The organism is Stenotrophomonas genospecies 3 (genome assembly GCF_054473855.1).
This window is the reverse complement of record NZ_JBTMUR010000017.1, coordinates 1-26,904: the sequence shown is the minus strand read 5'-3', so window position 1 is coordinate 26,904 and position 26,904 is coordinate 1. Positions and strand designations below refer to the sequence as shown.

Genomic DNA, 26,904 nt, shown 5'->3' with positions numbered 1-26,904 from the left:
TTGCCCGGATGGGGCGCCGTCGTTCGTGATGAGACCGCATGTTCCAGGGATCAAGGAAAATCCTGCAGCGACATGGACCGCTCATGCTGAAAGTTCTCCCGACCCTTGCTCACGTTTGGTTGATCGCCTCGATCACAATGGCCGTTCCGGGCTGCAACAAGGAACGCTCATACCCGGTCTATCGCGAGAATCCGGCGCCAAAGGATGCGCTGCCGATTGTGATTCGGGTCCATGATGCACCCGTGGATGTCCCCGTTCCTTCGGTCTTCGTCACGTATGAGATAGACCCACTCTGTCTCCCTCCGGTCAACAATTGGGAGGGGGTGCAGTACGAGCCGAACCAGCACAAGGTTGAGCTTCAGGCACAGCGCCTCAGTGCCACTGAATTCAGCAGTGTTGTATTCAACGATGGCATGGAAGTTGCCGACTATTACGGTCGCGGCCCGTGCACTTGGACACCCGTGCTCGTGGAAGCTTCATTCGCCTTCATCATCGATGATCGCCCTATCCAAGCAACCGCATGGACTTCATTCACAAAGCTTGAAACCGAGAAACTCGCTACTACCTACGTACATCGCGCCTTACGCCCCATGACTTCAGGGGGATCGCCAGAGTGGACGCCTACCGAGCCTTCGACTTGGTACGAGAAGATGCCTCAAGATAAGCGAAAGGATTACTTCCCAATCGAAATCTCCACACGGACTGAAGGAACAGCCCAATGAATCCTGGAGCAAATGCAGCCCTCTCAGATCATGTCTACAAGGATCCGCTCCCTGCGCCCAAGGCCATTGTTACCATTGCCGGGACGGAATATCGTGTATTGGCCAGCCTAAACTCCGCCACCGGCTACCAAGGCGTCATTTACCATAATCTCGAATCCAAAGAAGTAATCGTCACCCATCGCGGTACCGAGTTTGATCGCCAGCCTCTGATTGACGGCGGCATCGACGCTGCGATGGTCACCGCAAGAGTCAACGCACAACTCGGTGATGCCCTCGCACTGACCAAGCAGGCGATCGATCTGGCTAAAGAGAATGGGTATGGTCCGGTGTACGTCACCGGCCACTCGCTGGGCGGCGCGCTCGCCCAGATCACTGCACACCACTACAACCTCCCCGGCAACGCATTCAATCCTTACGGTGCTGCCGGGCTGGCGTATCGCCTTCCTGAGGGCCAGCCGGCCAACGCGGCGCCCTTCACCAACCATGTGATGGCAGGCGACCTGGTCAGTGCGGGCGGTCCTCATTACGGCAAGGTCGAGATGTATGCGCTGCCCAGGGAACTGGAGGTCCTGCGCAACGCCGAGCACGGCCAGCGCATCGCCTCGCTTGGAACACCTGGGATGAAAAGCGGCCATGTCATGTCCGCCGCGGTGGCGGTCCAGTTGGGCGACTCCCATCGATTGGTTCATTTCCTTGATCGCGTGACCGACAAGGGCCCGGTGCAGTCTGTACTGGACAATCCCCAGGCCCGGATCACAGATCCTGAAGACCTGCGCCGGATTGTCGACTACCGCAGTGATGTTCATCAGTTGCGCGCAGGCGCGACCGTGCTGGTCGGCGGCGGACCTGGCCTGCTGCGCGACGGGGTCAATTACCTGCGCGGTATTGAGGAAGCCGGTGCATATGCCCGCCGCGAGGCTGAAGCGGAGCAGCGGGCCCAGAATGCGCTCAGGCCGGGGGAGCAACTGACCCAGGATGCAACCGACAAGGGCTCGCCCTCTCTCGGCAATCCCGGCTTCTCTCCCAGGAGTCCATTGCAGGAGAGCATTGAGTCAACCTTGGACAAGGCAGGCTTGGATCCCAGGAAGGAAGGTCATCCAGACCATGTGCTCTACCAGCAGATCCGCGATGGTGTATCCGCCGTGGATGCCAGGCACGGGCGCAGCTTCGATGAAACCAGTGAGCGCATGACGGCCAGCCTGCTTGCGACGGCCAAGAGCAGCGGCCTCGAACGCGTTGATCATGTGGTCCTGGGCAGTCCACCCAGCGATGACTCGGGCCCTCGCCTGTTCGTTGTGCAGGGAGCACCGGGCAATCCGGCACACCTGCGGGCGTCGGTTCCGATCAGCGAGGCAATCAATACGCCGGTAGAGCAGTCGATCGCCAAGGCCGAACAGATTGCGCAGGCACAGCAGGTCGGTCAGCAAGACCACGCCCAGGAGCAGACCCGAACCGCGATGCGCATGGGCTAGGCCACCTGGCCGGGCACAATAAAAACCCGGCTTTCACCAGAGGTTCTTCGTTTCAACGGGTTGTCGGCCAGCGGCCGGCACTACCATGCGTCATCCGCTCACAAAAAAACCCCCGGCGCGAGCCGGGGGTTTTCAGTTACCGCATCAGGCGGCGACCGTCTTGGCCACGTCCTGGTATTCCTCGATCTGGTCGAAGTTCATGTAGCGGTAGATCTCCGCACCATTGGCGTTGATCACGCCGATGTCCGCCATGTACTCCTCCTTGGTCGGGATGCGGCCCAGACGCGAGCAGATCGCCGCCAGTTCCGCCGAACCCAGGTACACGTTGGTGTTGCGGCCCAGGCGGTTCGGGAAGTTGCGGGTCGAGGTCGACATCGCGGTGGAGCCTTCGCGGATCTGCGCCTGGTTGCCCATGCACAGCGAGCAGCCCGGCATTTCCATGCGTGCACCGGTGGCGCCGAAGGTGCCGTACACGCCTTCCTTGGTCAGCTCCGAGGCATCCATCTTGGTCGGCGGGGCCACCCACAGGCGGGTCGGCAGGTCACGCTTGCCTTCCAGCAGCTTGGCAGCGGCGCGGAAGTGACCGATGTTGGTCATGCACGAACCGATGAACACTTCGTCGATCTTGGCGCCGGCCACTTCGGACAGGGTCTTCACGTCGTCCGGGTCGTTCGGGCAGGCCACGATCGGCTCGTGGATGTCGGCCAGGTCGATCTCGATGACGGCAGCGTATTCGGCATCGGCATCCGGCTCCAGCAGCTCCGGGTTGGCCAGCCACGCTTCCATCTTCTCGATACGGCGCTGCAGCGAACGCGGATCCTGGTAACCCTCGGCAATCATCCACTTCAGCAGGGTGATGTTGCTGTTGAGGTACTCGATGATCGGTTCCTTGTTCAGGCGCACCGAGCAACCGGCCGCCGAACGCTCGGCCGAGGCGTCGGAAAGCTCGAACGCCTGTTCGACCTTCAGCTCCGGCAGGCCTTCGATTTCCAGGATGCGACCGGAGAAGATGTTCTTCTTGCCAGCCTTGGCCACGGTCAGCAGGCCCGACTTGATCGCGTACAGCGGGATCGCGTTGACCAGGTCACGCAGGGTCACGCCCGGCTGCATCTTGCCCTTGAAGCGCACCAGCACCGACTCCGGCATGTCCAGCGGCATCACGCCGGTGGCAGCGGCGAAGGCGACCAGGCCCGAACCGGCCGGGAACGAAATGCCCACCGGGAAACGGGTGTGCGAGTCACCACCGGTGCCGACGGTGTCCGGCAGCAGCATGCGGTTGAGCCAGCTGTGGATCACGCCGTCGCCGGGGCGCAGCGAGACGCCGCCACGGGTGGAGATGAACTCCGGCAGAGTGTGGTGGGTCTTCACGTCCACCGGCTTCGGGTAAGCGGCGGTGTGGCAGAACGACTGCATCACCAGATCGGCCGAGAAGCCCAGGCAGGCCAGGTCCTTCAGCTCGTCGCGGGTCATCGGTCCGGTGGTGTCCTGCGAGCCGACCGAGGTCATCTTCGGTTCGCAGTAGGTGCCCGGGCGCATGCCCTGGCCTTCCGGCAGGCCACAGGCGCGGCCGACCATCTTCTGCGCCAGCGAGAAGCCCTTGCCGGTATCGACCGGCTGCACCGGCAGGCGGAACAGGTCGGTCGGGGCCAGGCCCAGCGCTTCACGCGCCTTGCCGGTCAGGCCACGGCCGATGATCAGCGGAATGCGGCCACCGGCGCGCACTTCGTCGAACAGCACTTCGGACTTGACCTGGAACTCGGCGATCACTTCACCGTTCTTCAGCGCCTTGCCTTCGTACGGACGCAGCTCGACCACATCGCCGTGCTCCATCTTCGACACGTCCAGCTCAATCGGCAGTGCACCGGCATCTTCCATGGTGTTGTAGAAGATCGGGGCGATCTTCGAACCCAGGCAGACGCCACCGGCGCGCTTGTTCGGGATGAACGGAATGTCATCGCCGGTCCACCACAGCACGCTGTTGGTGGCCGACTTGCGCGAGGAACCGGTGCCGACCACGTCGCCAACGTAGGCGACCAGGTGACCCTTGTCCTTCAGCGACAGGATCTGCTGGATCGGGCCGCGCTTGCCGTCTTCTTCCGGGGTGAACGGCGCGTCGTCGCGCTTGTTCTTCAGCATCGCCAGGGCGTGCATCGGGATGTCCGGGCGGGTGGTCGCGTCCGGCGCCGGCGACAGGTCGTCAGTGTTGGTTTCGCCCGGCACCTTGAACACGGTGACGGTCAGGCTCTGCGGCACTTCCGGGTTGCTGGTGAACCACTCGGCGTCGGCCCAGCTCTGCAGCACGGCCTGGGCGTTGGCGTTGCCGGCCTTGGCCTTTTCCTGCACATCGTGGAAGGCATCGAACACCAGCAGGGTCTTCTTCAGACCGTTGGCGGCGATGGTGCCGACGCTGGCGTCGTCCAGCAGCTGCACCAACGGGGCAACGTTGTAACCGCCGAGCATGGTGCCCAGCAGTTCGGTGGCGCGCTCACGGCTGATCAGCGGGTTCTGCTCGCTGCCCAGGGCGATCGCCGCCAGGTACGAGGCCTTGACCTTGGCCGCGTCATCGACGCCGGCCGGCACGCGGTGGGTCAGCAGGTCGAGCAGGAACTCGGCCTCGCCCTGCGGCGGGTTCTTCAGCAGTTCGATGACATCGGCCGTCTGCTGCGCGCTCAGCGGCAGCGGCGGGATGCCAAGCGCAGCGCGCTCGGCGACGTGGTGGCGGTAGGCTTCCAACATGACAACTCCCGGGTAATGCGTAGGTTGAAAAAAAGTGGGCTCAGGCTTGCGGCACGATCAGCTTCAGGCCCTTGAAGTAGTCGCGGTAAAACGTGTCGTTCCAGGTGATCAGGCCATCGCACTGCAGCAGTGCGTGGGCGCCGACCATGAATTCGTCCAGGCTGCGGCGGCTGCCGCTGCGCTGGCGGTGGCGGCGGTGCATCTCGCCGGCGCGCAGCGCCGACTTGGCTTCCATCGGGTTGAAGTGCACGCCCATTTCTTCCAGCGCTTCGAGCACCTCGGCACCGCCACGCAGCGATGCGCAGACCTCGGCCAGGGTCGCGCCGCAGACCACCACGCGGCCACCGACCAGGCTCTGCCTGAGGATGGCTTCCACGGCATCGGCCTGCGGGCCATTGCTGAGCAGCTCGACCAGCACCGGAGAGTCGACGGCGATCATCACGGCTTATTCCTCGTCACGCACCGCACGTACCGCTGCGTCGGACGATTCGAAACCGTCCAGCGCGAACTTGCCGCGCGCCCGTGAAATGGCATCGTCAACACTCTTGCGCAGGATGATGCGGCTGCCGTCCAGCTCGACCTTCAGCAGCGTGCCCTTGGTCAGGCCGAGGGCATCACGCACCGCCTTGGGCAGGGTGATCTGTCCGCGTTCTGCAACAGTGGCTTCCATCGGTAGGCCCTCCAGAGTATGCACAAATTATACATACTTCCCCGGGCATACTTCCACCCTGAACAGGACCGGCAACCCGCCAGCCCTTGCCTCGCAAAGGATCGGCCACAAACGTGACATACGCCATACACCTTCCCCTGTAGTCTGGAACCGATGCCGCAGGCCGGAACCCGGCCCGGATGAATCCATTCAGTCTGGGGTTCATACTGGGACCACCGGGGCCGTCAGGCCCGCGGCGACCGCAAGCAGGTCCGCCCATGCGCGGGCCACTGCAAGCCATCCGCAAGAAGGAGTTACCCCGCATGAGCGATTCGTTCTCCACCCGCAGCCAGCTGAACGTCGGCGGCAAGACCTACGACTACTTCAGCCTGCCCACGCTGGGCCAGCGCTTCGATATCTCCCACCTGCCCTACTCGATGAAGATCCTGCTGGAGAACCTGCTCCGGCACGAGGACGGCGGCATCACCGTCGGCAAGGACCACATCGAAGCCGTGGCCCGCTGGAACCCGGCGGCCGAGCCGGACACCGAAATCGCCTTCATGCCGGCGCGCGTGGTCCTGCAGGACTTCACCGGCGTGCCCTGCGTGGTCGACCTCGCCGCGATGCGCGACGCGGTGGTCAAGCTCGGCGGCTCGCCTGAGCAGATCAACCCGCAGATTCCCTCCGAACTGGTCATCGACCACTCGGTGCAGGTCGACGTGTTCGGCAAGCCGGACGCGCTGGACCTCAACGGCAAGATCGAGTTCCAGCGCAACCAGGAACGCTACGGCTTCCTGCGCTGGGGCCAGAAGGCCTTCGACAACTTCAAGGTAGTGCCGCCGAACACCGGCATCGTCCACCAGGTGAACCTGGAGAACCTGGCCCGCGTGGTGATGACCGCGGACAAGGACGGCAAGGCCATTGCGTATCCGGACACGGTGTTCGGTACCGACAGCCACACCACCATGATCAACGGCATCGGCGTGCTGGGCTGGGGCGTGGGCGGCATCGAAGCGGAGGCGGCCATGCTCGGCCAGCCGTCGTCGATGCTGATCCCGCAGGTGGTCGGCTTCAAGCTGACCGGCAAGCTGCCCGAGGGCGCCACCGCCACCGACCTGGTGCTGACCGTCACCCAGATGCTGCGCAAGCTGGGCGTGGTCGGCAAGTTCGTCGAGTTCTACGGTGACGGCCTGCAGCACCTGCCGCTGGCCGACCGTGCCACCATCGGCAACATGGCCCCGGAGTACGGCGCCACCTGCGGCATCTTCCCGATCGACGCCGAGTCGCTGAACTACCTGCGCCTGTCCGGCCGCAGCGAAGAGCAGATCAACCTGGTCGAGGCCTACGCCAAGGCGCAGGGCCTGTGGCACGAGCCGGGCAGCCCCCACGCCCAGTACAGCACCACGCTGGAACTGGACATGGGCACGGTGAAGCCGTCGCTGGCCGGCCCGAAGCGCCCGCAGGACCGCGTGCTGCTGGAAGACGTGCAGAAGAACTACCGTGAAGCCCTGGTCGGCATGACCGCCAACCGTGACAAGCGCAGCGACGACGTCTCCTCGTTCGTCAACGAAGGCGGCGGCGCCGCGGTCGGCAACGAGCAGCTGGCCAAGGGCTTCGCCGACATCGAGATCGAAGGCCGCAAGGTCCGCCTGAAGGATGGCGCGGTGGTCATCGCTGCCATCACTTCGTGCACCAACACCTCCAACCCGGCGGTGATGATCGGCGCCGGCCTGCTGGCCCGCAACGCGGCCGCCAAGGGCCTGAACCGCCAGCCGTGGGTGAAGACCTCGCTCGGCCCAGGCTCCCGCGTGGTCACCGATTACCTTGAAAAGGCCGGCGTACTGAAGGAGCTGGAGAAGATCGGCTTCTACGTGGTCGGCTACGGCTGCACCACCTGCATCGGCAACTCCGGCCCGCTGCCGACCGAAGTCAGCGCCGGCATCGCCACCGGCGACCTGGTGGTGACCTCGGTGCTGTCCGGCAACCGCAACTTCGAGGGCCGCGTGCACCCCGAAGTGAAGATGAACTACCTGGCCAGCCCGCCACTGGTGGTGGCCTACGCCATCGCCGGCACCACCGACATCGACCTGACCACCCAGCCGCTGGGTACCGGCAGCGATGGCCAGCCGGTGTTCCTGCGCGACATCTGGCCGAGCAACAAGGAAATCGGCGACGTCATCGCTGCCACCATCGGCCCGGAGATGTTCAAGCAGAACTACGCCGATGTGTTCAAGGGTGATACCCGCTGGAACACCATCGCTTCGCCGGACGGCAACCTGTACGAGTGGAGCGATGCCTCCACCTACATCAAGAACCCGCCGTACTTCGATGGCATGACCATGCAGACCGGCAGCATCGACGATGTGCACGGTGCACGCGTGATGGGCCTGTTCGGTGATTCGATCACCACCGACCACATCTCCCCGGCCGGCAACATCAAGAAGGACTCGCCGGCAGGCCGCTTCCTGCAGGAACGCGGCGTGCAGCCGGCCGACTTCAACAGCTACGGCAGCCGCCGCGGCAACGATGACGTGATGGTCCGCGGCACGTTCGCCAACATCCGCATCAAGAACCTGATGTTCGGTGGCGAGGAAGGTGGCAACACCCTGTACTACCCGGCCGCTGGCGGCCAGCCGGAAAAGCTGGCGATCTACGATGCAGCCATGAAGTACAAGGCCGACAAGGTGCCGCTGGTGGTGCTGGCCGGCAAGGAATACGGCACCGGCTCGTCGCGTGACTGGGCGGCCAAGGGCACCCTGCTGCTGGGGGTGAAGGCGGTCGTGGCCGAGAGCTTCGAGCGCATCCACCGCTCCAACCTGGTCGGCATGGGCGTGCTGCCGCTGCAGTTCCGCAACGGCGAGAACGCACAGAGCCTGGGCCTGGACGGTTCGGAAGTGATCGACATCACCGGCCTGGAAGACGGCGCCAGCAAGCGCGCCACGGTTACCGCGACCAAGGCCGACGGCACCAGGAAGACCTTCGAAGTCTCGGTGATGCTACTGACCCCGAAGGAAGTCGAGTACTTCCGCCACGGCGGCCTGCTGCAGTACGTACTGCGCCAGTTGGCAGCCAAGTAACTGGTAGCGCCGGGCCATGCCCGGCGGATCCCGGAAGCAAACACAAAGGGCCGGATCCTCACAGATCCGGCCCTTTGCTTTCGCGTTTGCCGGGCAGGGCCCGGCGCTATCTACCGCCGCGGTGCGTCCGGGTCAGTGCGCAGCGCCTTCAGCAGGCCCCACATGTAGAACGCCAGGGTGAACGAGAACGGCAGGCCGCACAGCACCACCGCCGTCTGCATCGCACTGAAGTTGCCGGCCAGCAGCAGGCCGACGCTTGCCACGGTGATGCCGGCCGCCCAGAACACGCGCAGCCAGATCGGCGCGTCGTGGCCATCCTCCACGCCGTCGTCAACGCGACGGGTGCACAGGTTGGCGATCATCAGCGTGCCCGAATCGACCGGGGTCAGGAACAGCACGAAGCCGATCACCACTGCGGCACCGGCCACGTACGGCGCGGCGGGCAGGTACTCCAGCAGCTTGAACAGCGTCATCGCCGCATCATGCTGGGCCACGTCACCCAGGATCGCCTGGCCGTGGTTGAGCACCAGATCGATAGCCGTGTTGCCGAAGATCGACAGCCACGCCAGGGTGAAACCGAGGGGGATCAGCAGCACGCCCATGATCACTTCACGGATGGTGCGGCCACGCGAGATGCGCGCCACGAAAAGACCGACGAACGGCGCCCAGGCGATCCACCACGCCCAGTAGAACAGCGTCCACGAGCCCATCCACTCACGGCCCTTCGGGTCGTTGAGGTACATGTCGAAGCTCTTGCGCACGAATGCGCCGAGATAATCGCCGGTGTTCTGGATCAGGCCATCGAACAGGTGCAGGGTCGGGCCAGTGACCAGCACGAACAGCAGCAGGCCACACAGCAGGCGCACGTTGAGGTTGGACAGCCAGGCAATGCCCTTCTCCACACCCGCGACCACGCCGATGGTGGCCACCACCATCATCACCAGCACGATCGCCACCAGCACCTGCGGCGTATCCGGGATGTGGAACAGGTAGACCAGGCCGGACTGCACCACCAGCGCGCCGATGCCGAGGTTGGTCACCATCGAGATCAGCGTGGCCAGGATGCCGAAGCCATCCACCATGTCGCCGATGCGGCCGTGGATGCGCTCACCGAAGATCGGGTACAGCGCCGAACGCAGCGCCAGCGGCAGGTCGCGGCGGTACGCGAAATAGCCCAGGGCCACGCCGACCAGCGCGTACAGCGCCCAGCCATGCAGGCCCCAGTGCAGGAAGGTCAGCACCATCGCCTCGCGGCCGGCGGCCACGGTACCGCCGGGCTGCCCGGGCGGATTGAGGAAGTGGTCCAGCGGCTCGTAGGCGCCGTAGTACAGCAGCGCGATGCCGATGCCGGCCGAGAACAGCATCGACACCCAGGCCACGTAACCGAAGGCCGGTGATTCCTCGTTGTGGCCCAGGCGGATGCGGCCATACGGTGAGAACGCCAGCCACAGCACGAAGCCCAGGCACAGCACGATCAGCAGCATGTACCACCAGCCGAACGCCGCCGAGACTTCGGCCTGCGCCCACTGCAGCCAGTGCTCGCTGCTTTCGGGATAAAGAACGGTGAGCAGCCCGAGGATGCCGATCGACACCGAAGAGCTGAAGAAGACAAAACGGTTCAAGCGCAGGGGCGAACGCTTGGGATGAGCCAGGGAAGACATGGGGTCGTCTCATCAAGTCCGAGGGGGCACATGGGCGGGGCCGGACCGGTAAACCGGGCCCATGGCGTGGGGCGCGAGCGCATCCTAGGGTTTATTGATTGAACGTTCAATCAATAAAAAGCATAATGGCGGGCAGCCCGATCCTTCGGGTCGCAATCCGTGGAGAGACAATGCCGAAGAAAGGCGTGGAACCGGTACGGCGCGAGCAGCTGATCCGGGCCACTTTCCAGACCATCGACGAGATCGGCATGGCCGATGCGACCGTCGCCACCATCGCGAAGAAAGCAGGGCTGTCCAGCGGCATCGTCGCCCACTACTTCGGCGACAAGGACGGCCTGCTCAATGCTGCAATGCGGCAGATCCTGCGTGAACTGAAGGACGCGGTCGCCCGCTACCGTGCCGACGCTGGCGATGACCCGCGCGAGCAGCTGCGCGCCATCGTCGACGGCAACTTCGACGACAGCCAGATCAACGGCACCGCGATGCGCGTCTGGCTGACCTTCTGGGCCGCCAGCATGCACCAGCCGGAACTGGCCCGGCTGCAGCGCGCCAACGACCAGCGCCTGTTCTCCAACCTGTGCCACCAGTTCAACCGCCTGCTGCCCCACCCGCAGGCCCGCCTGGCCGCCCGTGGCCTGGCCGCGATGATCGACGGCCTGTGGCTGCGCGGCAGCCTGGTCGGCGGCCAGTTCAACGCCGAGAAGTCCCGGCGCATTGCTTACGGCTACATCGACTTCCAGTTGCAGGCTGTCGCGCTATAAGCGCTTCAGCACCCGCCCCCTTCCAAGGAGTACGCCCCATGACCACCCTGCCCGTCCAACAGCTCTACATCCACGGCCAGCGCGTCGATGCCACCAGCGGCAAGACCTTCAAGACCATGAACCCGGCCACCGGTGACGTGATCGCTGAAGTGCAGGTCGCCAGCCAGGCCGACGTCGAACGCGCCGTGCAGAGCGCGGCCGAAGGCCAGAAGGTGTGGGCGGCGATGACTGCCATGGAGCGTTCGCGCATCCTGCGCCGCGCCGTCGAGATCCTGCGCGAGCGCAACGACGAACTGGCCCACCTGGAAACCCTGGACACCGGCAAGGCACTGGCCGAAACCACCACCGTGGACATCGTCACCGGTGCCGACGTGGTCGAGTACTACGCCGGCCTGGCCACCGCCATCGAAGGCATCCAGCTGCCGCTGCGCGAATCGAGCTTCTTCTACACCCGCCGCGAGCCGCTGGGCGTGGTCGCCGGCATCGGCGCCTGGAACTACCCGATCCAGATCGCCATGTGGAAGTCGGCCCCGGCCCTGGCCGCCGGCAATGCGATGGTGTTCAAGCCGTCCGAAGTGACCCCGCTGACCGCGATCCGCCTGGCCGAGATCTACACCGAAGCCGGTGTGCCGGCCGGCGTGTTCAACGTCGTGCAGGGCCCGGGCCGCGAGATCGGCCAGTGGCTGACCGAGCACCCGGTGATCGAGAAGATCTCCTTCACCGGCGGCGTCGCCACCGGCAAGAAGGTCATGGCCAGCGCCGCATCCTCGTCGCTGAAGGAAGTGACCATGGAGCTGGGCGGCAAGTCGCCGCTGGTGATCTGCGATGACGCCGACCTCGACCGCGCCGCCGACATCGCGGTGATGGCCAACTTCTTCAGCTCCGGCCAGGTCTGCACCAACGGCACCCGCGTGTTCGTGCCGCGCAGCATGCTGGCCGCGTTCGAAGCCGCCGTGGTCGAGCGCGTCAAGCGCATCCGCATCGGCGACCCGATGGCCGCCGAGACCAACTTCGGTCCGCTGACCAGCTTCCCGCACATGGAAAACGTGCTGCGCTACATCGAAAGCGGCAAGGCCGAAGGCGCTCGCCTGCTGACCGGCGGCGGCCGTGCCACCGAAGGCGCGCTGGCCAATGGCGCCTACGTGCTGCCGACCGTGTTCTCCGACTGCCGCGATGACATGACCATCGTCAAGGAAGAGATCTTCGGGCCGGTGATGAGCATCCTTGCCTACGACGACGAAGACGAAGTGGTGCGTCGTGCCAACGACACCACCTTCGGCCTCGCCGCCGGCGTGGTCAGCAAGGACATCAGCCGCGCCCATCGCATCATCCACCGCCTGGAAGCCGGCATCTGCTGGATCAACACCTGGGGCGAATCGCCGGCCGAAATGCCGGTCGGCGGCTACAAGGAATCCGGCGTCGGCCGTGAGAACGGCATTTCCACCCTCGGCCACTACACCCGCATCAAGTCTGTGCAGGTGGAACTGGGCGACTACGCCAGCGTGTTCTGATCGGCGCGCCGCGAGCGCGCACCTTCGTCCGGCCACTGCGCCGATCCGACATTCCGCCGGGACGCCTGCACGCAGCGCGCCCCGGCCTGCAGGAGACACCCATGAGCACCCATAACGAGTACGACTACATCATCATCGGCGCCGGTTCGGCCGGCAACGTGCTGGCCACCCGCCTCACCGAAGATGCCGATGTCAGCGTGCTGCTGCTGGAAGCCGGTGGCCCGGACTACCGGCTCGACTTCCGTACCCAGATGCCGGCGGCGCTGGCCTTCCCGCTGCAGGGCAAGCGCTACAACTGGGCGTACAAGACCGATCCCGAGCCCTTCATGAACAACCGCCGCATGGACTGCGGCCGTGGCAAGGGGCTGGGTGGCTCGTCGCTGATCAACGGCATGTGCTACATCCGCGGCAACGCGATGGACTACGACAACTGGGCCAGCATGCCGGGCCTGGAAGACTGGACCTACCTGGACTGCCTGCCGTACTTCCGCAAGGCCGAAACCCGTGACATCGGCCCCAACGACTACCACGGTGGCGACGGCCCGCTGCGCGTGACCACGCCGAAGGCCGGCAACAACGAGCTGTTCGCCGCGATGGTCGAGGCCGGCGTGCAGGCCGGCTACCCGCGCACCGACGACCTCAACGGCTACCAGCAGGAAGGCTTCGGCCCGATGGACCGCACGGTGACCCCGAAGGGCCGTCGTTCCAGCACCGCCCGCGGCTACCTGGACCTGGCCAAGCCGCGCCCGAACCTGACCATCGTCACCCACGCGCTGACCGACCGCATCCTGTTTTCGGGCAAGCGTGCGGTGGGCGTGCAGTGGCTGCACAACGACCAGCCGCAGCGTGCCACCGCCCGCCGCGAAGTGCTGCTGTGTGGCGGCGCCATCGCCTCGCCGCAGATCCTGCAGCGCTCGGGCGTCGGCCCTGCCGACCTGCTGCGCAGCCTGGACATCGACCTGGTGCACCACCTGCCGGGCGTCGGCGCCAACCTGCAGGATCACCTGGAGATGTACCTGCAGTACGAGTGCAAGAAGCCCGTCTCGCTGGCCCCGGCTCTGAAGCTGTACAACCAGCCGGCAATCGGTGCCGAGTGGCTGTTCCTGGGCACCGGCATCGGCGCCAGCAACCAGTTCGAGGCCGGTGGCTTCATCCGCAGCGACGCCGAATTCGACTGGCCGAACCTGCAGTATCATTTCCTGCCGGTGGCGATCAATTACAACGGCTCCAACCCGATCAAGGCACACAGCTTCCAGATGCACGTCGGTTCGATGCGCTCGCCCAGCCGCGGCCGCATCCACGTGCGTTCGAAGGATCCGCGCGAACATCCGAGCATCCTGTTCAACTACATGTCGCACGACCAGGACTGGCGCGAGTTCCGCGCGGCGATCCGCATCACCCGCGAGATCTTCGCGCAGCCGGCACTGGCACCGTACAGCGGCCGCGAGATCTCCCCCGGCAGCGCGCTGCAGACCGATGCGCAGATCGATGCGTTCGTGCGCGAGCATGCCGAGACCGCCTACCACCCGTCGTGCTCGAACAAGATGGGCCATGCCGATGACCCGATGGCGGTGGTCGACGGCCAGGGTCGCGTGCACGGCCTGGAAGGCCTGCGCATCGTCGATGCCTCGATCATGCCGCAGGTGGTGACCGGCAACCTCAACGCACCGACCATCATGATGGCCGAGAAGCTGGCCGACGTGATCCGCGGCCGCACCCCGCTGGCCCGCAGCACCGCGCCGTACTACAAGGCCAACGGCGCACCGGTACGCAAGCAGGGCTGACGCAAGCGCCCCGCTTGGGGCCACGGTAGTGCCGGCCGCTGGCCGGCATCCACCGGAATCCCGATCGAGCGCAGATGCCGGCCAGCGGCCGGCATTACCAAGCAAAGAGGCCCTTCGGGGCCTCTTCGCGTTTTCCCTACGGCGGGGTATGCTGCAATGAACGGCCATTGTGGATACGCTCAGGGCCGTAACCTAAAACATCACGATTCCTGGAGGGGGAATATGAGTCTGGATCGTCCCTGGCTGCAGAGCTATCCGAAAGGCGTTCCCGCCGAAATCGACGTCAACGAATTCCATTCGGTCGCCTCGGTCTTCGACGCTTCCATCGCGAAATTCCGCGACCGTCCCGCCTACTCCAGCTTCGGCAAGGTCCTCACCTATGGTGAGACGGACGCGCTGGTCACCCAGTTCGCCGCCTACCTGCTGGGTGAGCTCAAGCTCAAGAAGGGTGACCGCGTCGCCCTGATGATGCCCAACTGCCTGCAGTACCCGGTGGCCACCTTCGGCGTGCTGCGCGCCGGCCTGACCGTGGTCAACGTCAACCCGCTGTACACCGCGCGCGAACTCAAGCACCAGCTGGTTGATGCCGGCGTCAGCGCCCTGGTGGTGGTCGACAACTTCGGCGACACCGTCGAACAGGTCATCGCCGATACGCCGGTCAAGCACGTGGTCACCACCGGCCTGGGCGACCTGCTCGGCGCCAAGGGCGCGATCGTCAACTTCGTGCTGAAGTACATCAAGAAGATGGTGCCCAACTACCACATCAAGGGCGCCGTCCGCTTCAAGCAGGCGCTCAAGCTGGGCAGCCGCCACGCGCTTCCGCCGGTCGAGATCGACCACGACGACATTGCCTTCCTGCAGTACACCGGTGGGACCACCGGCGTGGCCAAGGGTGCGATGCTGACCAACCGCAACCTGATCGCCAACATGCAGCAGGCGTCGGCGTGGCTGTCCACCTCGGGCATCGAGCCGGGCAAGGAAGTGATCATCACTGCCCTGCCGCTGTACCACATCTTCGCGTTGACCGCGAACGGGCTGGTCTTCATGAAGTTCGGTGGCTGCAACCACCTGATCACCAACCCACGCGACATGAAGGGCTTCGTCAAGGAGCTCAAGGGCACCCGCTTCACTGCCATCACCGGCGTCAACACGCTGTTCAACGGCCTGCTCAACACCCCGGGCTTCGACGAGATCGACTTCTCTTCGGTCAAGTTCACCCTGGGCGGCGGCATGGCGGTGCAACGTGCCGTGGCCGAACGCTGGAAGAAGGTCACCGGCGTGACCCTGGTCGAAGCCTATGGCCTGACCGAGACCTCGCCCGCGGCCTGCATCAATCCGCTCACCCTGCCCGAGTACAACGGTGCCATCGGCCTGCCGATCCCGTCCACCGATGCCTGCATCAAAGACGACAACGGCAACATCCTGGCGCTGGGCGAAGTGGGCGAGCTGTGCATCAAGGGCCCGCAGGTAATGAAGGGCTACTGGCAGCGTCCGGAAGAAACCGCCACCGCCATCGATGCGGACGGCTGGCTGCACACCGGCGACATGGCGAAGATGGACGAACAGGGCTTCTTCTACATCGTCGACCGCAAGAAGGACATGATCCTGGTGTCCGGCTTCAACGTGTACCCGAATGAGGTCGAAGACGTCATCGCGATGATGCCGGGCGTGCTGGAAGTCGCCGCCGTCGGTGTCCCGGACGAAAAGTCCGGCGAAGTGGTCAAGGTCGTGATCGTGAAGAAGGACCCGAACCTGACCGCGGAAATGGTCAAGGAACATGCGCGGGCAAACCTGACCGGTTACAAGCACCCCAGAATCGTAGAATTCCGAAAGGAGCTGCCGAAGACCAACGTCGGCAAGATTCTCCGTCGCGAGCTGCGTGATACGCCCGCCCAGTAAGGGTTTCCGGGCAACGGGAGAGTGCAGGGACCCCGCCGGAGACGGCGGGGTCTTTTTATTGCCGGAACATGGCCGGCCCGGCGCTTGCGGGCGGTTCACGACGGGTGCATAGAATCAGTCGCCGCCGCACGTTCAGCCCGCCCCCTCACTCCTCTCCGTCCGCTCTGCGGTTGGCCGGACGGTCACACGGAGAACTCCCATGTCCGCAGTACGCCCCATCATCACCCGTCCCTCGCAGCACCCTACCCTGCGTATCACCGAAGAACCCGAGCGGGATGTCTACTGGATCCACATGCACGCCAACCTGGTCAACCAGCCGGGCCGGCCGTGCTTCGCCTCGCGCCTGGTCGATGACATCGTCGACTACCAGCGCGAACTGGGCGATCGCCTCAGCGCCTCGCACGCTCTGTCACCCCATGTCGTTGTTGCCTCGGACAGCGACGTGTTCAACCTGGGTGGCGATCTCGAACTGTTCTGCCGCCTGATCCGCGAGGGCGACCGTGCCCGCCTGCTCGACTATGCCCAACGCTGCGTGCGCGGCGTGCATGCCTTCCATGCCGGCCTGGGCACCCGTGCCCACAGCATCGCCCTGGTCCAGGGCAATGCACTGGGTGGCGGCTTCGAGGCCGCACTGAGCTGCCACACCATCGTCGCCGAGGAAGGCGTGCTGATGGGCCTGCCCGAGGTGCTGTTCGACCTGTTCCCGGGCATGGGCGCCTACTCCTTCCTGTGCCAGCGGATCAGCCCGCGCCTGGCCGAGAAGATCATGCTGGAAGGCAACCTCTACACCGCCAGCCAGCTGAAGGAGATGGGCCTGGTCGACATCGTGGTGCCGGTGGGCGAAGGCGTTGCCGCGGTCGAACAGGTGATCAAGGAAAGCCGGCGCATTCCGCACGCGTGGGCGGCGATGCGTGAGGTCAACGAGATCGCCACCATGGTGCCGCTGCATGAAATGATGCGGATCACCGAGATCTGGGTGGACACCGCCATGCAGCTCGGCGAGAAGTCCCTGCGCACCATGGATCGGCTGGTACGGGCGCAGGCCCGGCGCAATGGCGACCCGGCCTGACCGTCTGGCGGGTCAGGACGGGCTGCGCTCGCTGTCGTCGCGGTGCGATGCTCCCGCACTACGGGCAGCCAACGCATTCCTGCCGTTGCGCAGGGCGGTCGCCAGGCTGCCGAGGCGGGCGTTCCATTCACCCTTCAGCTGCCAGTCCGCCATGCGCATGATTTCGCCACTGGAGGCGGCAACCTAGACAAGCCCCAGGTTGCTCGCCACCCCGCGCAGCGCGTGTGCGTGCTCGCGGAAATCCTCCCAGGCCTGGCGCTCGCCGCAGCCCTGCAGCTGGCCCATGCTCGCGTCGACGTCCGCCAGGCACTGGTCGATGAACTTGCGTTCGAAGCCATCGCCCATGCCCAGCGACGCCAGCTCGTCCAGCACCGCGGTATCGAGCACGCCATCGCCGACCGGCAATGCAGGCACCGACTGGATGCCGGGTTCGGCGCGGGTGTTGGCGGCGACATCGGCCAGCACTTCCAGCAGGCGGGTGGCCACCACGGGCTTGGCAAGGAAGGCGCGAGCGCCGGCCTGCTCGCAACGCAGGATGGACTCGGGGGTGACGTCTGCGCTCAGCACCATGACCGGAACGTAAGGCATGCCGCTGGCCTGCATCACCCGCAACTGCTTGAGCAGATCCAGTCCGCTCATGCCGGGCATGTGCAGGTCGACGATCGCTGCGTCGTAACTGGCCTGCTCCAGCGCATCGAGCACTTCGGCGCCGCCGTTGACGCAGGTGACCTTGTGGCCGGCCTTCTCCAGCAGCCGCTGCAGCACCATGCGGTTGGCCTCGTGGTCGTCGGCGACCAGAACCCGCAGGCTCCGCACCCGTGCACGATGGCGCAGGAAGGGGTTGGAAAACGCGATGACATTGCCGGCTTCAGTCACCTCGGACGGAACCGCCGGGGCTGATGAGGTGTCTGCGACGTCCAGCGTGATCTCGACCCAGAACACGCTGCCTCGCGGGCTGTTCGGCGCATAGCCGACCTGCCCGCCCATCGACTCGACCAGGCCCTTGGCAATGGCGGTGCCCAGACCGGTGCCTTCATGGCGCCGGGCCAGGCCGACATCGCCCTGCTCGAAGGCATTGAACAGGCGTCCGCGCAACGCCACCGGCACGCCGATGCCGGTATCGACGATCTCGAATCGCAGGCGCATCCGCTCGCTGCCCAGCGCATCGGGGCTGGACACGCGCAGATGCACGTAGCCGCTGTCGGTGAACTTGACCGCGTTACCCATCAGATTGAGCAGGATCTGCTGCAGATGACCGGCATCACCCAGCAGGCGCGGCGGCACGTTGTCATCCACCTGCACGCGATAGTCCAGCGATTTGGAGCGGGTCTGCGGGGTCAGGATCAGGTTGATCGCCTGCAGCACGTCGGCCAGCGCGAACTCGTGCCACTCCACGCGCACCTTGCCGGCTTCGATCGCGGAGATGTCCAGCACCTCTTCCACCAGCGCCAACAGGCTGCGGGTCGAGGCCTGGATGGTGTTCAGGCACTCGCGCTGTTCGTCGTCCAGGCGGGTGGTGGCCAGCACTTCGGTCATGCCGGCCAGCCCGTTCAACGGCGTGCGGAACTCATGGCTCATGTTGGCCAGGAAACGGCTCTTGGCTTCGTTGGCCTGGCGCGCCTCTGCCACCGCCCGGGTCAAGGCATGCAGCAGCGAATCGAAGTACAGCGGAATCGCGCCCAGGCCGAGCAGCAGGCCCCAGCCCAGATAGTCGTGGCCGCGCCAGTACGGCGACAGCATCACCGTGCACAGGAAGGCCAGGCAGCCCATGGCCGTGGCCACGCGCAGGTAGGTGCTGCCGTAGCGCATGCCGTTGCCGATCGTGACCCACAGCATCACTGCATACAGCGGTGCCGCCGGCTCACCCTGGATGGTCATGATCCAGGCCATGCAGGTGTAGTCGGTCAGCATGCCGATCACCCGGCGCACATGCGACACACCCGGATTGACCAGGATCGCGGTCAGCAGGCCGGCGGAAATGGTCAGCTCGAAGGCGAGGATCAGCCACGTCGCAGTCAGTGCCTCACCGCCGCCGCTCAGCGAGCGCCAGCCGAGATAGCTGATGAACAGCGCCGTGATGATGATGCGGATCAGGTTCTGCGCGTGCTCGCTGTCCTCGCGCCCGGACAGGCGTTGCTTGAAGCGTGCCAGCAGCGAGCGCTTGTCGGAGCCAGCGGCGGGAGTCGTATCCATGGTCGGATGTCGCATCCTTCGGCGCAGCAGGGAAGAGCAGCACAACGGTACTGCCAGCAACCCCAACCACAGGGAAATGGCCAGCCCCAGGTTGGCCTGCCAGTAAGGGGTCAACAGCACGGTGGTGCCGAAACTGACCATCGCCAGCACGATGGCAGCGGCCAGGTAACGCGGCCCGAAGCGCAGGCCGTTGCCCACCGTGACCCACATCACCACCGCATACACCCACGCCAGCGGCTCACCCATCTGGATCATGCCGACCGCGATCAGGCCGTAATCGGCCAGCATTCCGGCCACCCGCCGCGGATCGGAGCGCTCCGGCTTCCACAGCAGCCAACCGAACAGCAGCAGCGAAAGTCCCAATCCGGTCAGTACCGTCGCGAGCACGCCCTGGTACTGCTCCAGACGGTGCAGGCGCGCACCGGACAGCAGCACATAGACCAGGATCAGCGAGATCAGCACCACCCGCACGATCGCCTGGCCATGTTCCGAATCCGGACGCTGCGCCAGCCGACGCCTCACGCGTGCGAACAGGTCCTGCATGTCACCCACCCGGTCGCGTCGATGCCGTCGAGTGCTGGGCGCAGATATCCATCAACTGCTGGTGGCCGCGCATCAGCGCATCCACGCAGCGTGGATCGAACAGGCGGCCACGCTGGGCATACAGATAGGCCAGTGTGGCTTCCATGGTCCATGCTTCCTTGTACGGACGGGGTGAGATGAGTGCGTCGAAGACGTCGGCCACGGCGACGATGCGCGCTTCCAGCGGAATCGCCTCACCGACCAGCCCATCCGGGTAGCCGCTGCCGTCGTAACGTTCGTGGTGGCGCAGCGCGATCAATGCGCCGACCTGGATGAAGCGGTTCTGGCTGCCACTGAGCAGCTCATGGCCGATGCGTGGGTGCCGACGCATGATCGCCAGCTCCTCGTCGTTGAGCTTGCCCTGCTTGAGCAGCACTGCATCGGGAATGGCGATCTTGCCCATGTCATGCAGCGGCGCGGCCATCTCGATCAGGCGCACGTCGTCTTCGGGCAGGCCCAGCTGCTCGGCGATCAGCCCTGCCACGCGCGCCATGCGTTCAAGGTAGGCACTGGTGCCGGCATCACGGAACTCGATCGCCCGCGCCAACCGCGACAGGGTCTCACGCTCGCGTTCCTCGACCTCGTGCATGCTGGCCAGCAAGCGCTGCTCCAGCGACAACGCGCGTTGCTTCACGTTCTCGGTCTGCTGGCGCAGCTGCAACAGGTTGTAGCAGCGCGCGCGCAGTTCGCGCGGACGGATGGGCTTGACCAGGAAGTCGATGACCCCCGCTTCCAGCGCCGCCTGACGGATCGGCTCGTCGCCGACCACGGTGATCAGGATCACGGGAATGTCGCGATGCTTGGGCAGGCGACGGAAACGGCGGGCGAACTCCAGCCCGTCCATTTCCGGCATGCGGTAATCGAGCAGCAGCAGGTCGACCGGATGCGCCTCACACCAGGCCAATGCGGTCAGCGGATCACCGAAGTCATACACGCTCAGTTCCGGCGCGATATCTTCGATGACGTGACGCAGCATCGTCCGGGCGGACGTCTGGTCGTCAACAATGACGATGTTCAACGCGTACTCTGCCTGGTTTCTCGACCATGCTGGATCATCAGCAGGCGAGGATACCCTGCCGCTGCGAACGCTCGCACCCTGCATCGGCCTGACTCCCGTGTCATGCGTCCCGGTTCATGATCGTCATCACATTGTGAAGCGGACTCTCCACAATGCGCACTCCCCCTGGCGCCGATCAAGCCACAACAGACGTCAAGGTAGTGCATTAACGATACGCCGAGTGCGGGAGGCGTCAATCGCGCCGTCTCATTTCGCGACGGCGCGCACAAACAGGAGTCAAAAAGACGACTTACTGCTCCGGACGCATGTACGGGAACAGCAGCACGTCACGGATCGAGCTGCTGCCAGTCAGCAGCATCACCAGGCGATCGACGCCGATGCCGAGGCCGCCGGTCGGTGCCATGCCGTACTCCAGCGCACGGATGTAGTCGGCGTCGTAGTGCATGGCCTCGTCGTCGCCACCTTCCTTCGCGGCTACCTGGGCCTGGAAACGCTGGGCCTGGTCTTCCGGGTCGTTCAGCTCGGAGAAGCCATTGGCCAGCTCCTTGCCGTTGACGAACAGCTCGAAGCGGTCGGTGTAGCCCGGATCGTTGTCGTTGGCACGGGCCAGCGGCGAGACCTCCACCGGATGGTCGGTGATGAAGGTCGGCTGGATCAGGGTGTGCTCGACCGTGGCCTCGAAGATCTCCAGCAGCAGCTTGCCCCAACCGTAGGACGGCTTGACGCGGATCTTCAAGCGCTCGCAATGGCGCAGCAGCGCCTCGCGGTCGGTGCAGTCGGCAGCAGAGATTTCCGGGTTGTGGTGGCGCACAGCCTCGTCCATGCGCCAGCGGCGGAACGCCGGGCCCAGGTCGATCTTCGCGCCGTCCCACTCCACTTCGGTGGAACCGTTGACGGTCGTGGCCACGTCACGGATCACACCTTCGGTCAGGTCCATGATCTCGTTGTACGTGGCATAGGCCTCGTACAGCTCCATCATGGTGAATTCCGGGTTGTGGCGGGTGCTGACGCCTTCATTGCGGAAGTTGCGGTTGATCTCGTACACGCGCTCCAGGCCACCCACGGTCAGGCGCTTGAGGTACAGCTCCGGCGCCACGCGCAGGTACAGGTCCAGGTCCAGCGCATTGTGGTGGGTGGTGAACGGCTTGGCCGCCGCGCCGCCGGGGATGTAATGCATCATCGGCGTTTCGACTTCGAGGAAGTCGCGGTTGTCCAGCCACGCGCGCATGGCGCGGATGATCTTCGAGCGCTTGATGAACACCGCGCGCGACTCCGGGGTCACGATCAGGTCGACATAGCGCTGGCGGTAGCGCTGCTCGACGTCGGCCAGGCCATGCCACTTGTCCGGCAGCGGGCGCAGCGACTTGGTCAGCAGGCGGATCGATTCGGCCTTGACCGACAGCTCGCCGGTCTTGGTACGGGTCAGGCCGCCTTCGACGGCGATGATGTCGCCCACGTCCCAGCCCTTGAAGGCGGTGTAGGCATCGCCCAGCACCGTGCCCTGCAGGAACAGCTGGATGCGGCCGGACTCGTCCTGGATCTGCGCGAAACTGGCCTTGCCCATGATGCGCTTGGCCATCAGGCGGCCCGCCATCTTCACCTGGCGGCCGTTGCCTTCCAGGGCCTCAGCGGTCCACTGCTCGGCGTCGGCGAATTCTTCCTGCAGGCGGCCGGCGAAGTCCTCGCGACGGAAATCGTTCGGGTACGCGATGCCCTGCCCACGCAGCGTTTTGAGTTTCTCGCGGCGCTCGGCGATCAACTTGTTTTCGTCAACGGGGGGGGTATCGGTAGCTTCGCTCATGGATCTGCGGGAATCGTGTAGTGAGGGGGGATGTTGCGCCCGGCACAGCCGGTTGCCCAGCATACCAAAACCGCCCCGCCCCAGCCCTGGGCCGGGCCCCGGCCCGCTGCCCGGTTGCCGCCAACCTTGGTTGGCGGTCCGTGTGTCGACCAAGGTCGACACCTACCAGGCCCACTGCCCGCCGCTCTGGTAGCCGCCAACCTTGGTTGGCGGTCCGCGTGTCGACCAAGGTCGACACCTACCAGGCCCACTGCCCGCCGCCTGGTAGCCGCCAACCTTGGTTGGCGCTCCATCGTGTCGACCAAGGTCGACACCTACCAGGTCCGCTGCCCGCCGATCTGGTAGCCGCCAACCTTGGTTGGCGGTCCGTGTGTCGACCAAGGTCGACACCTACCGGATTCCGGGGAACCGATGCCCCGGTAGGCGTCAACCGTTCCCGGGGAACGCCTGCCGCAGCTCGTCCACCAGCACCCGCTGGTTCTCCGAGTAGTCGATCGGCACCGATACCAGGTGCACCCCACCCTCGTTGAACGCCGCCTCCAGCGTCGGGATGAACTGCTCGATGGCCGTCACCTCATGCCCCTTGCAGCCATAGGCTTCCGCATACTTCACGAAATCCGGGTTACTGAACGTCATGCCGTAGTCGGTGAAGCCATCCACCGCCTGCTTCCAGCGGATCATCCCGTAGGCGCCGTCGTTGAGGATCAGCACCACCAGGTTCAGGCCCAGCCGACGCGCGGTCTCCAGCTCCTGGCTGTTCATCATGAATCCGCCATCGCCGCACACCGCCAACACCCGCCGCTGCGGGTACAGGATCGAGGCCATGATCGCCGACGGCAGGCCCGCGCCCATCGTCGCCAGCGCGTTGTCCAGCAGCAGCGTATTGGCCACCTGGGTGCGGTAATTGCGCGCAAACCAGATCTTGTACATGCCGTTGTCCAGCGCCACGATGCCGTCCGGCGGCATCACCTGGCGCACGTCGTGCACCAGCCGCTGCGGGGTGAATCCAGCTTCTTCGGCACGGTCGGCCAGATGTTCGAGGATGGTTGCGCGCAGTGGCAGCAGCGCGTCGGCGTTCGGCACCGCGCCTTCGATACGGTCGGCCAGCTGGGTCAGCGAACGGCCGATATCGCCGATCACCTCCACCTGCGGGAAATAGACCTGCTCCACCGCCGCCTGCGAATAGCCGATATGGATCACGGTCGGCCCACCCGGGCGCATCACGAACGGCGGCTTCTCGGTGACCTCGTGGCCGATGGTCACGATCACGTCGGCCTGGTCGATGGCCATGTGCACATAGTCTCGCTCGGTCAGCGCCGCGGTACCCATGTACAGGCCCGAACCACCGGCCACCGCGCCCTTGCCCATCTGCGTGGTGAAGAACGGAATGCCGGCACGCAGCACGAACGCCGACAGCGCTTCGCTGGACTGCGGCCGCGACGCCGCCGAGGCGATCATCAGCAGCGGACGCTTGGCGTTGCGGATGATCTCCGCCGCGCGGTCCAGTGCTTCCGGACTGGCAATGGGACGATCCACCGCGTGCGGCGGAATCAGCGCCACCTCCCCGACCTCATCGGCCGCGATGTCTTCGGGCAGCTCCAGCAGCACCGGGCCCGGGCGCTCTTCCAGCGCGGTACGGAATGCCTCGCGGACGATGGTCGGAATGGTGCGCGCCGAGACAATCTGCCGCGCCTGCTTGGTCAGTGGCTTCATCGTGCTGACGATGTCGACGATCTGGAAGCGTGCCTGCTTGCTGGCGACGATGCCCTTCTGGCCGGTGATCATGATCACCGGCCACGCACCCAGCAGCGCGTAGGCGGCGCCGGTGGTGAAGTTGAGCGCGCCCGGGCCGAGCGTGGCCAGGCACACACCCGGCTTGCCGGTCAGCCGGCCATAGGTGGCCGCCATGAACACGGCCGCCTGTTCGTGGCGGGTGATGACCAGCTCGATGCTGGAATGGCGCAGCGACTCGACCACGTCGAGATTCTCTTCGCCGGGAATACCGAAAATACGCTCGACGCCTTCGTTCTCAAGCGCGGCGACGAGCAGATCTGAACCCTTGGACATTGGAATGCCGTCCTTTTCGCTGGACTGATGATGGATCGTTGCAGGAAGGATGGAAGCTGCGCGTCAACGCTTGTCGAACCACACCGTCTGCGCGTTGACGAATTCGCGGATGCCGAAGTGCGAGAGCTCACGGCCGAAGCCGCTCTTCTTCACGCCACCGATCGGCACGCGCGGGTCAGAGGCGGAGAAACCGTTGACGAACACGCCGCCGGTCTGCAGCCGGCGCGCCAACTGCATGGCCCGTGCGCGGTCGCCGGTCCACAGGTTGCCGCTGAGGCCAAACTCGCTCTGGTTGGCCAGTTCCACCGCATGATCGGCATCACGGGCGCGGCTGATCGAGGCAACCGGACCGAAGGTCTCGGTATCGAAAGCCTGCATGCCCGGCTCCACGTCGGCCAGCACGGTGGGGGCGTAGAACGCGCCCGGGCGATCCAGCTGATGGCCGCCGACCAGCAGCTTCGCGCCCGCGTCCACCGAGGCCCGTACCTGCGCGTCCAGCTGCTCCAGCAGGTCCTGGCGTGCCATCGGGCCGATACGGTTGCCGGCTTCACGGCCGTCGCCGATGGTCAGCGCCTGCACCTTCTGGCAGAACTGCGCCACGAACCGGTCGTAGACCGCGTCTTCGACGATGATGCGCTTGCCGGCGATGCAGACCTGCCCGGTGTTCTGGAAGCGCGAGGCCACGGCGGCATCGACCGCAGCGTCCAGATCGGCATCTGCCAGCACGATGAACGGATCCGAGCCGCCCAGTTCCAGCACCACCTTCTTCAGCGCCTGCCCGGCCTGGGCGGCGATGCTGCGGCCGGCGGCCACGCTGCCAGTCAGGGTGACCGCAGCAATGCGGTCATCGGCGATCGCGCGGCTGGTGCCGTCGCGGCTGATGTTGGCGGCGATGAAGGTGCCTTCCGGCAGGCCTGCGTCGCGCCAGGCGGCGTCAAGCAGCTGCGCGGTACCGACGATGTTCTCGGCCGGCTTCAGCAGGAAGCCGTTGCCGCCCATCAGGATCGGTACCGCCGCGCGCATCACCTGCCAGTACGGGAAGTTCCACGGCATGATGCCCAGCACCACGCCCAGCGGCAGGTAGGAGACGTAAGCCTTGTCGTCGGGCACCTGGGTCGGTTCGTCGCGCAGGAACTGCGCACCGTGGTCGGCGTACCAGTCGCACAGCACGGCGCACTTCTCGATCTCGGCCAGCGACTCGGCCTGGACCTTGCCCATTTCGGCGGTGGCCAGCGCGGCCAGCTTTTCACGGTCACGGCGCAGTACCGCGGCCATCGTACGCAGTACGTCTGCGCGCTGTTCGAGGCTCCTGGCGCTCCAGGCCGCGAAGCCAGCCTGGCCGCGATCCAGGATTGTTTCCAGTTCGGCGTCGGTGGCGAAGGGATGGCTGGCGATCTGCTGGCCGGTGGCCGGATCGCGGGAAATGGCGGTGCTGGGGGCAGCGGACATGCAGGTCTCCTGGTGTCTCGACAACGGGCGGCGGCCCGTCTCCTGCACAGGAATGTGGACCCGATTGGCGGAGGCAACAAGGCGTCTGCTTATCCTGTGACCTGCACTTACCTGCCTGAATGGGGAGCTCTTGGCAGGGCTGCGCCCTGCACCCGCCGAAGCAACAGCAACAGCCGAAGCAACAGCAACAGCTGGTTTCCTGCGGGATGGCGGGGTGGGTCCGGTTGCGGGGGTCGCTGCAAGTACGTCCTTGTAAGCTCGGTCGCCGCATCCATGCGGCTCACGCCCCCGCAACCGGACCCACCCCGCCTTCGACAGTTTTCCGCGATCTGTCGGAGCGGATCCAACTTCAGATGAATTTCGATATCTGACAGATGTGTCGACCAAGGTCGACACCTACCAACAGCCGCCGGAATCTGTCAGAGGCGGGGCGGTGTCGGAGTGCGGGGTGTC

Annotated in this window: 16 protein-coding genes and 1 pseudogene; 8 read left to right on the top strand and 9 right to left on the bottom strand. The window is 65.3% G+C overall.

Annotated elements, in window-relative coordinates; translation table 11 throughout:
* Positions 1 to 83: 83 nt before the first annotated feature.
* The gene (locus tag ACX9OT_RS19265) at positions 84 to 722 is read left to right on the top strand and encodes a hypothetical protein (protein ID WP_071229331.1); all 639 of its coding nucleotides are present in this window, start codon (positions 84 to 86) and stop codon (positions 720 to 722) included.
* Positions 719 to 2,194, top strand: a complete 1,476-nt coding sequence (locus ACX9OT_RS19260; protein ID WP_189719510.1) for an XVIPCD domain-containing protein — start codon at positions 719 to 721, stop codon at positions 2,192 to 2,194. The genes ACX9OT_RS19265 and ACX9OT_RS19260 overlap by 4 nt, the downstream gene beginning before the upstream one ends.
* Before the next feature lie 144 nt (positions 2,195 to 2,338).
* Here the strand turns inward: ACX9OT_RS19260 and acnB are convergent, their stop codons facing one another.
* From acnB to ACX9OT_RS19245, 3 genes are read right to left on the bottom strand one after another with little or no spacing between them, the layout of a single operon-like run.
* Positions 2,339 to 4,930 carry a bifunctional aconitate hydratase 2/2-methylisocitrate dehydratase gene (gene acnB, locus ACX9OT_RS19255; RefSeq protein ID WP_049424625.1) on the bottom strand — a complete coding sequence of 864 codons (2,592 nt, stop codon included), beginning with the start codon at positions 4,928 to 4,930 and terminating at the stop codon, positions 2,339 to 2,341.
* A 40-nt stretch (positions 4,931 to 4,970) separates the two neighbouring features.
* Positions 4,971 to 5,369, bottom strand: coding sequence for a type II toxin-antitoxin system VapC family toxin (locus ACX9OT_RS19250; protein WP_008267153.1), 399 nt, complete (start codon positions 5,367 to 5,369; stop codon positions 4,971 to 4,973).
* A 6-nt stretch (positions 5,370 to 5,375) separates the two neighbouring features.
* Entirely contained in the window at positions 5,376 to 5,600 is a 225-nt protein-coding gene (locus ACX9OT_RS19245) for an AbrB/MazE/SpoVT family DNA-binding domain-containing protein (protein WP_005409505.1), read from the bottom strand.
* 302 nt (positions 5,601 to 5,902) lie between these two features.
* Between ACX9OT_RS19245 and acnA the strand changes: the two genes are divergently transcribed.
* On the top strand, positions 5,903 to 8,656 hold the full coding sequence (gene acnA / locus ACX9OT_RS19240) for an aconitate hydratase AcnA (RefSeq protein WP_459003241.1): 2,754 nt from the start codon (positions 5,903 to 5,905) through the stop codon (positions 8,654 to 8,656).
* A gap of 110 nt (positions 8,657 to 8,766) precedes the next feature.
* Here the strand turns inward: acnA and ACX9OT_RS19235 are convergent, their stop codons facing one another.
* On the bottom strand, positions 8,767 to 10,317 hold the full coding sequence (locus tag ACX9OT_RS19235; protein WP_032129837.1) for a BCCT family transporter: 1,551 nt from the start codon (positions 10,315 to 10,317) through the stop codon (positions 8,767 to 8,769).
* A 170-nt stretch (positions 10,318 to 10,487) separates the two neighbouring features.
* Here ACX9OT_RS19235 and betI point away from each other — a divergent pair, with 170 nt between their 5' ends.
* The 5 genes from betI to ACX9OT_RS19210 all read left to right on the top strand — a co-directional run bounded on the left by betI (position 10,488) and on the right by ACX9OT_RS19210 (position 17,341).
* A complete protein-coding gene (gene betI / locus ACX9OT_RS19230; RefSeq protein ID WP_005416394.1) occupies positions 10,488 to 11,078 on the top strand; it encodes a transcriptional regulator BetI in 591 nt (196 codons plus the stop codon).
* Positions 11,079 to 11,116: 38 nt separating this feature from the next.
* Positions 11,117 to 12,589 carry a betaine-aldehyde dehydrogenase gene (betB, locus tag ACX9OT_RS19225; protein WP_459003238.1) on the top strand — a complete coding sequence of 491 codons (1,473 nt, stop codon included), beginning with the start codon at positions 11,117 to 11,119 and terminating at the stop codon, positions 12,587 to 12,589.
* A gap of 101 nt (positions 12,590 to 12,690) precedes the next feature.
* A complete protein-coding gene (gene betA, locus ACX9OT_RS19220; protein ID WP_049429885.1) occupies positions 12,691 to 14,373 on the top strand; it encodes a choline dehydrogenase in 1,683 nt (560 codons plus the stop codon).
* 222 nt (positions 14,374 to 14,595) lie between these two features.
* On the top strand, positions 14,596 to 16,272 hold the full coding sequence (locus tag ACX9OT_RS19215) for a long-chain fatty acid--CoA ligase (RefSeq protein WP_071229324.1): 1,677 nt from the start codon (positions 14,596 to 14,598) through the stop codon (positions 16,270 to 16,272).
* Between the two features lie 199 nt (positions 16,273 to 16,471).
* Positions 16,472 to 17,341, top strand: coding sequence for a diffusible signal factor synthase RpfF (locus ACX9OT_RS19210; protein WP_459003235.1), 870 nt, complete (start codon positions 16,472 to 16,474; stop codon positions 17,339 to 17,341).
* 12 nt (positions 17,342 to 17,353) lie between these two features.
* On the opposite strand, the pseudogene ACX9OT_RS19205 reads toward ACX9OT_RS19210, so the two are convergent.
* The 5 genes and pseudogenes from ACX9OT_RS19205 to ACX9OT_RS19185 form a co-directional block, all read right to left on the bottom strand.
* Positions 17,354 to 20,077: pseudogene (locus ACX9OT_RS19205) on the bottom strand (response regulator).
* Between the two features lies 1 nt (position 20,078).
* Complete coding sequence (locus ACX9OT_RS19200; protein ID WP_006364528.1) at positions 20,079 to 21,218, bottom strand: cyclic di-GMP phosphodiesterase response regulator RpfG; 1,140 nt, start codon at positions 21,216 to 21,218, stop codon at positions 20,079 to 20,081.
* 205 nt (positions 21,219 to 21,423) lie between these two features.
* Positions 21,424 to 22,935 carry a lysine--tRNA ligase gene (gene lysS, locus ACX9OT_RS19195; protein WP_032129833.1) on the bottom strand — a complete coding sequence of 504 codons (1,512 nt, stop codon included), beginning with the start codon at positions 22,933 to 22,935 and terminating at the stop codon, positions 21,424 to 21,426.
* A gap of 426 nt (positions 22,936 to 23,361) precedes the next feature.
* On the bottom strand, positions 23,362 to 25,002 hold the full coding sequence (locus ACX9OT_RS19190; protein ID WP_049399427.1) for an acetolactate synthase large subunit: 1,641 nt from the start codon (positions 25,000 to 25,002) through the stop codon (positions 23,362 to 23,364).
* A gap of 63 nt (positions 25,003 to 25,065) precedes the next feature.
* Complete coding sequence (locus ACX9OT_RS19185; protein WP_459003232.1) at positions 25,066 to 26,451, bottom strand: NAD-dependent succinate-semialdehyde dehydrogenase; 1,386 nt, start codon at positions 26,449 to 26,451, stop codon at positions 25,066 to 25,068.
* Positions 26,452 to 26,904 lie beyond the last annotated feature (453 nt).

What these genes read in the sequence shown, in the direction of transcription:
- ACX9OT_RS19265 (WP_071229331.1), top strand. Translation starts at nt 84, where the DNA reads ATGCTGAAAGTTCTCCCGACCCTTGCTCACGTTTGGTTGATCGCCTCG.
- ACX9OT_RS19260 (WP_189719510.1), top strand. Translation starts at nt 719, where the DNA reads ATGAATCCTGGAGCAAATGCAGCCCTCTCAGATCATGTCTACAAGGAT.
- acnB (WP_049424625.1), bottom strand. Translation starts at nt 4,930, where the DNA reads ATGTTGGAAGCCTACCGCCACCACGTCGCCGAGCGCGCTGCGCTTGGC.
- ACX9OT_RS19250 (WP_008267153.1), bottom strand. Translation starts at nt 5,369, where the DNA reads ATGATCGCCGTCGACTCTCCGGTGCTGGTCGAGCTGCTCAGCAATGGC.
- ACX9OT_RS19245 (WP_005409505.1), bottom strand. Translation starts at nt 5,600, where the DNA reads ATGGAAGCCACTGTTGCAGAACGCGGACAGATCACCCTGCCCAAGGCG.
- acnA (WP_459003241.1), top strand. Translation starts at nt 5,903, where the DNA reads ATGAGCGATTCGTTCTCCACCCGCAGCCAGCTGAACGTCGGCGGCAAG.
- ACX9OT_RS19235 (WP_032129837.1), bottom strand. Translation starts at nt 10,317, where the DNA reads ATGTCTTCCCTGGCTCATCCCAAGCGTTCGCCCCTGCGCTTGAACCGT.
- betI (WP_005416394.1), top strand. Translation starts at nt 10,488, where the DNA reads ATGCCGAAGAAAGGCGTGGAACCGGTACGGCGCGAGCAGCTGATCCGG.
- betB (WP_459003238.1), top strand. Translation starts at nt 11,117, where the DNA reads ATGACCACCCTGCCCGTCCAACAGCTCTACATCCACGGCCAGCGCGTC.
- betA (WP_049429885.1), top strand. Translation starts at nt 12,691, where the DNA reads ATGAGCACCCATAACGAGTACGACTACATCATCATCGGCGCCGGTTCG.
- ACX9OT_RS19215 (WP_071229324.1), top strand. Translation starts at nt 14,596, where the DNA reads ATGAGTCTGGATCGTCCCTGGCTGCAGAGCTATCCGAAAGGCGTTCCC.
- ACX9OT_RS19210 (WP_459003235.1), top strand. Translation starts at nt 16,472, where the DNA reads ATGTCCGCAGTACGCCCCATCATCACCCGTCCCTCGCAGCACCCTACC.
- ACX9OT_RS19200 (WP_006364528.1), bottom strand. Translation starts at nt 21,218, where the DNA reads ATGCAGGGTGCGAGCGTTCGCAGCGGCAGGGTATCCTCGCCTGCTGAT.
- lysS (WP_032129833.1), bottom strand. Translation starts at nt 22,935, where the DNA reads ATGAGCGAAGCTACCGATACCCCCCCCGTTGACGAAAACAAGTTGATC.
- ACX9OT_RS19190 (WP_049399427.1), bottom strand. Translation starts at nt 25,002, where the DNA reads ATGTCCAAGGGTTCAGATCTGCTCGTCGCCGCGCTTGAGAACGAAGGC.
- ACX9OT_RS19185 (WP_459003232.1), bottom strand. Translation starts at nt 26,451, where the DNA reads ATGTCCGCTGCCCCCAGCACCGCCATTTCCCGCGATCCGGCCACCGGC.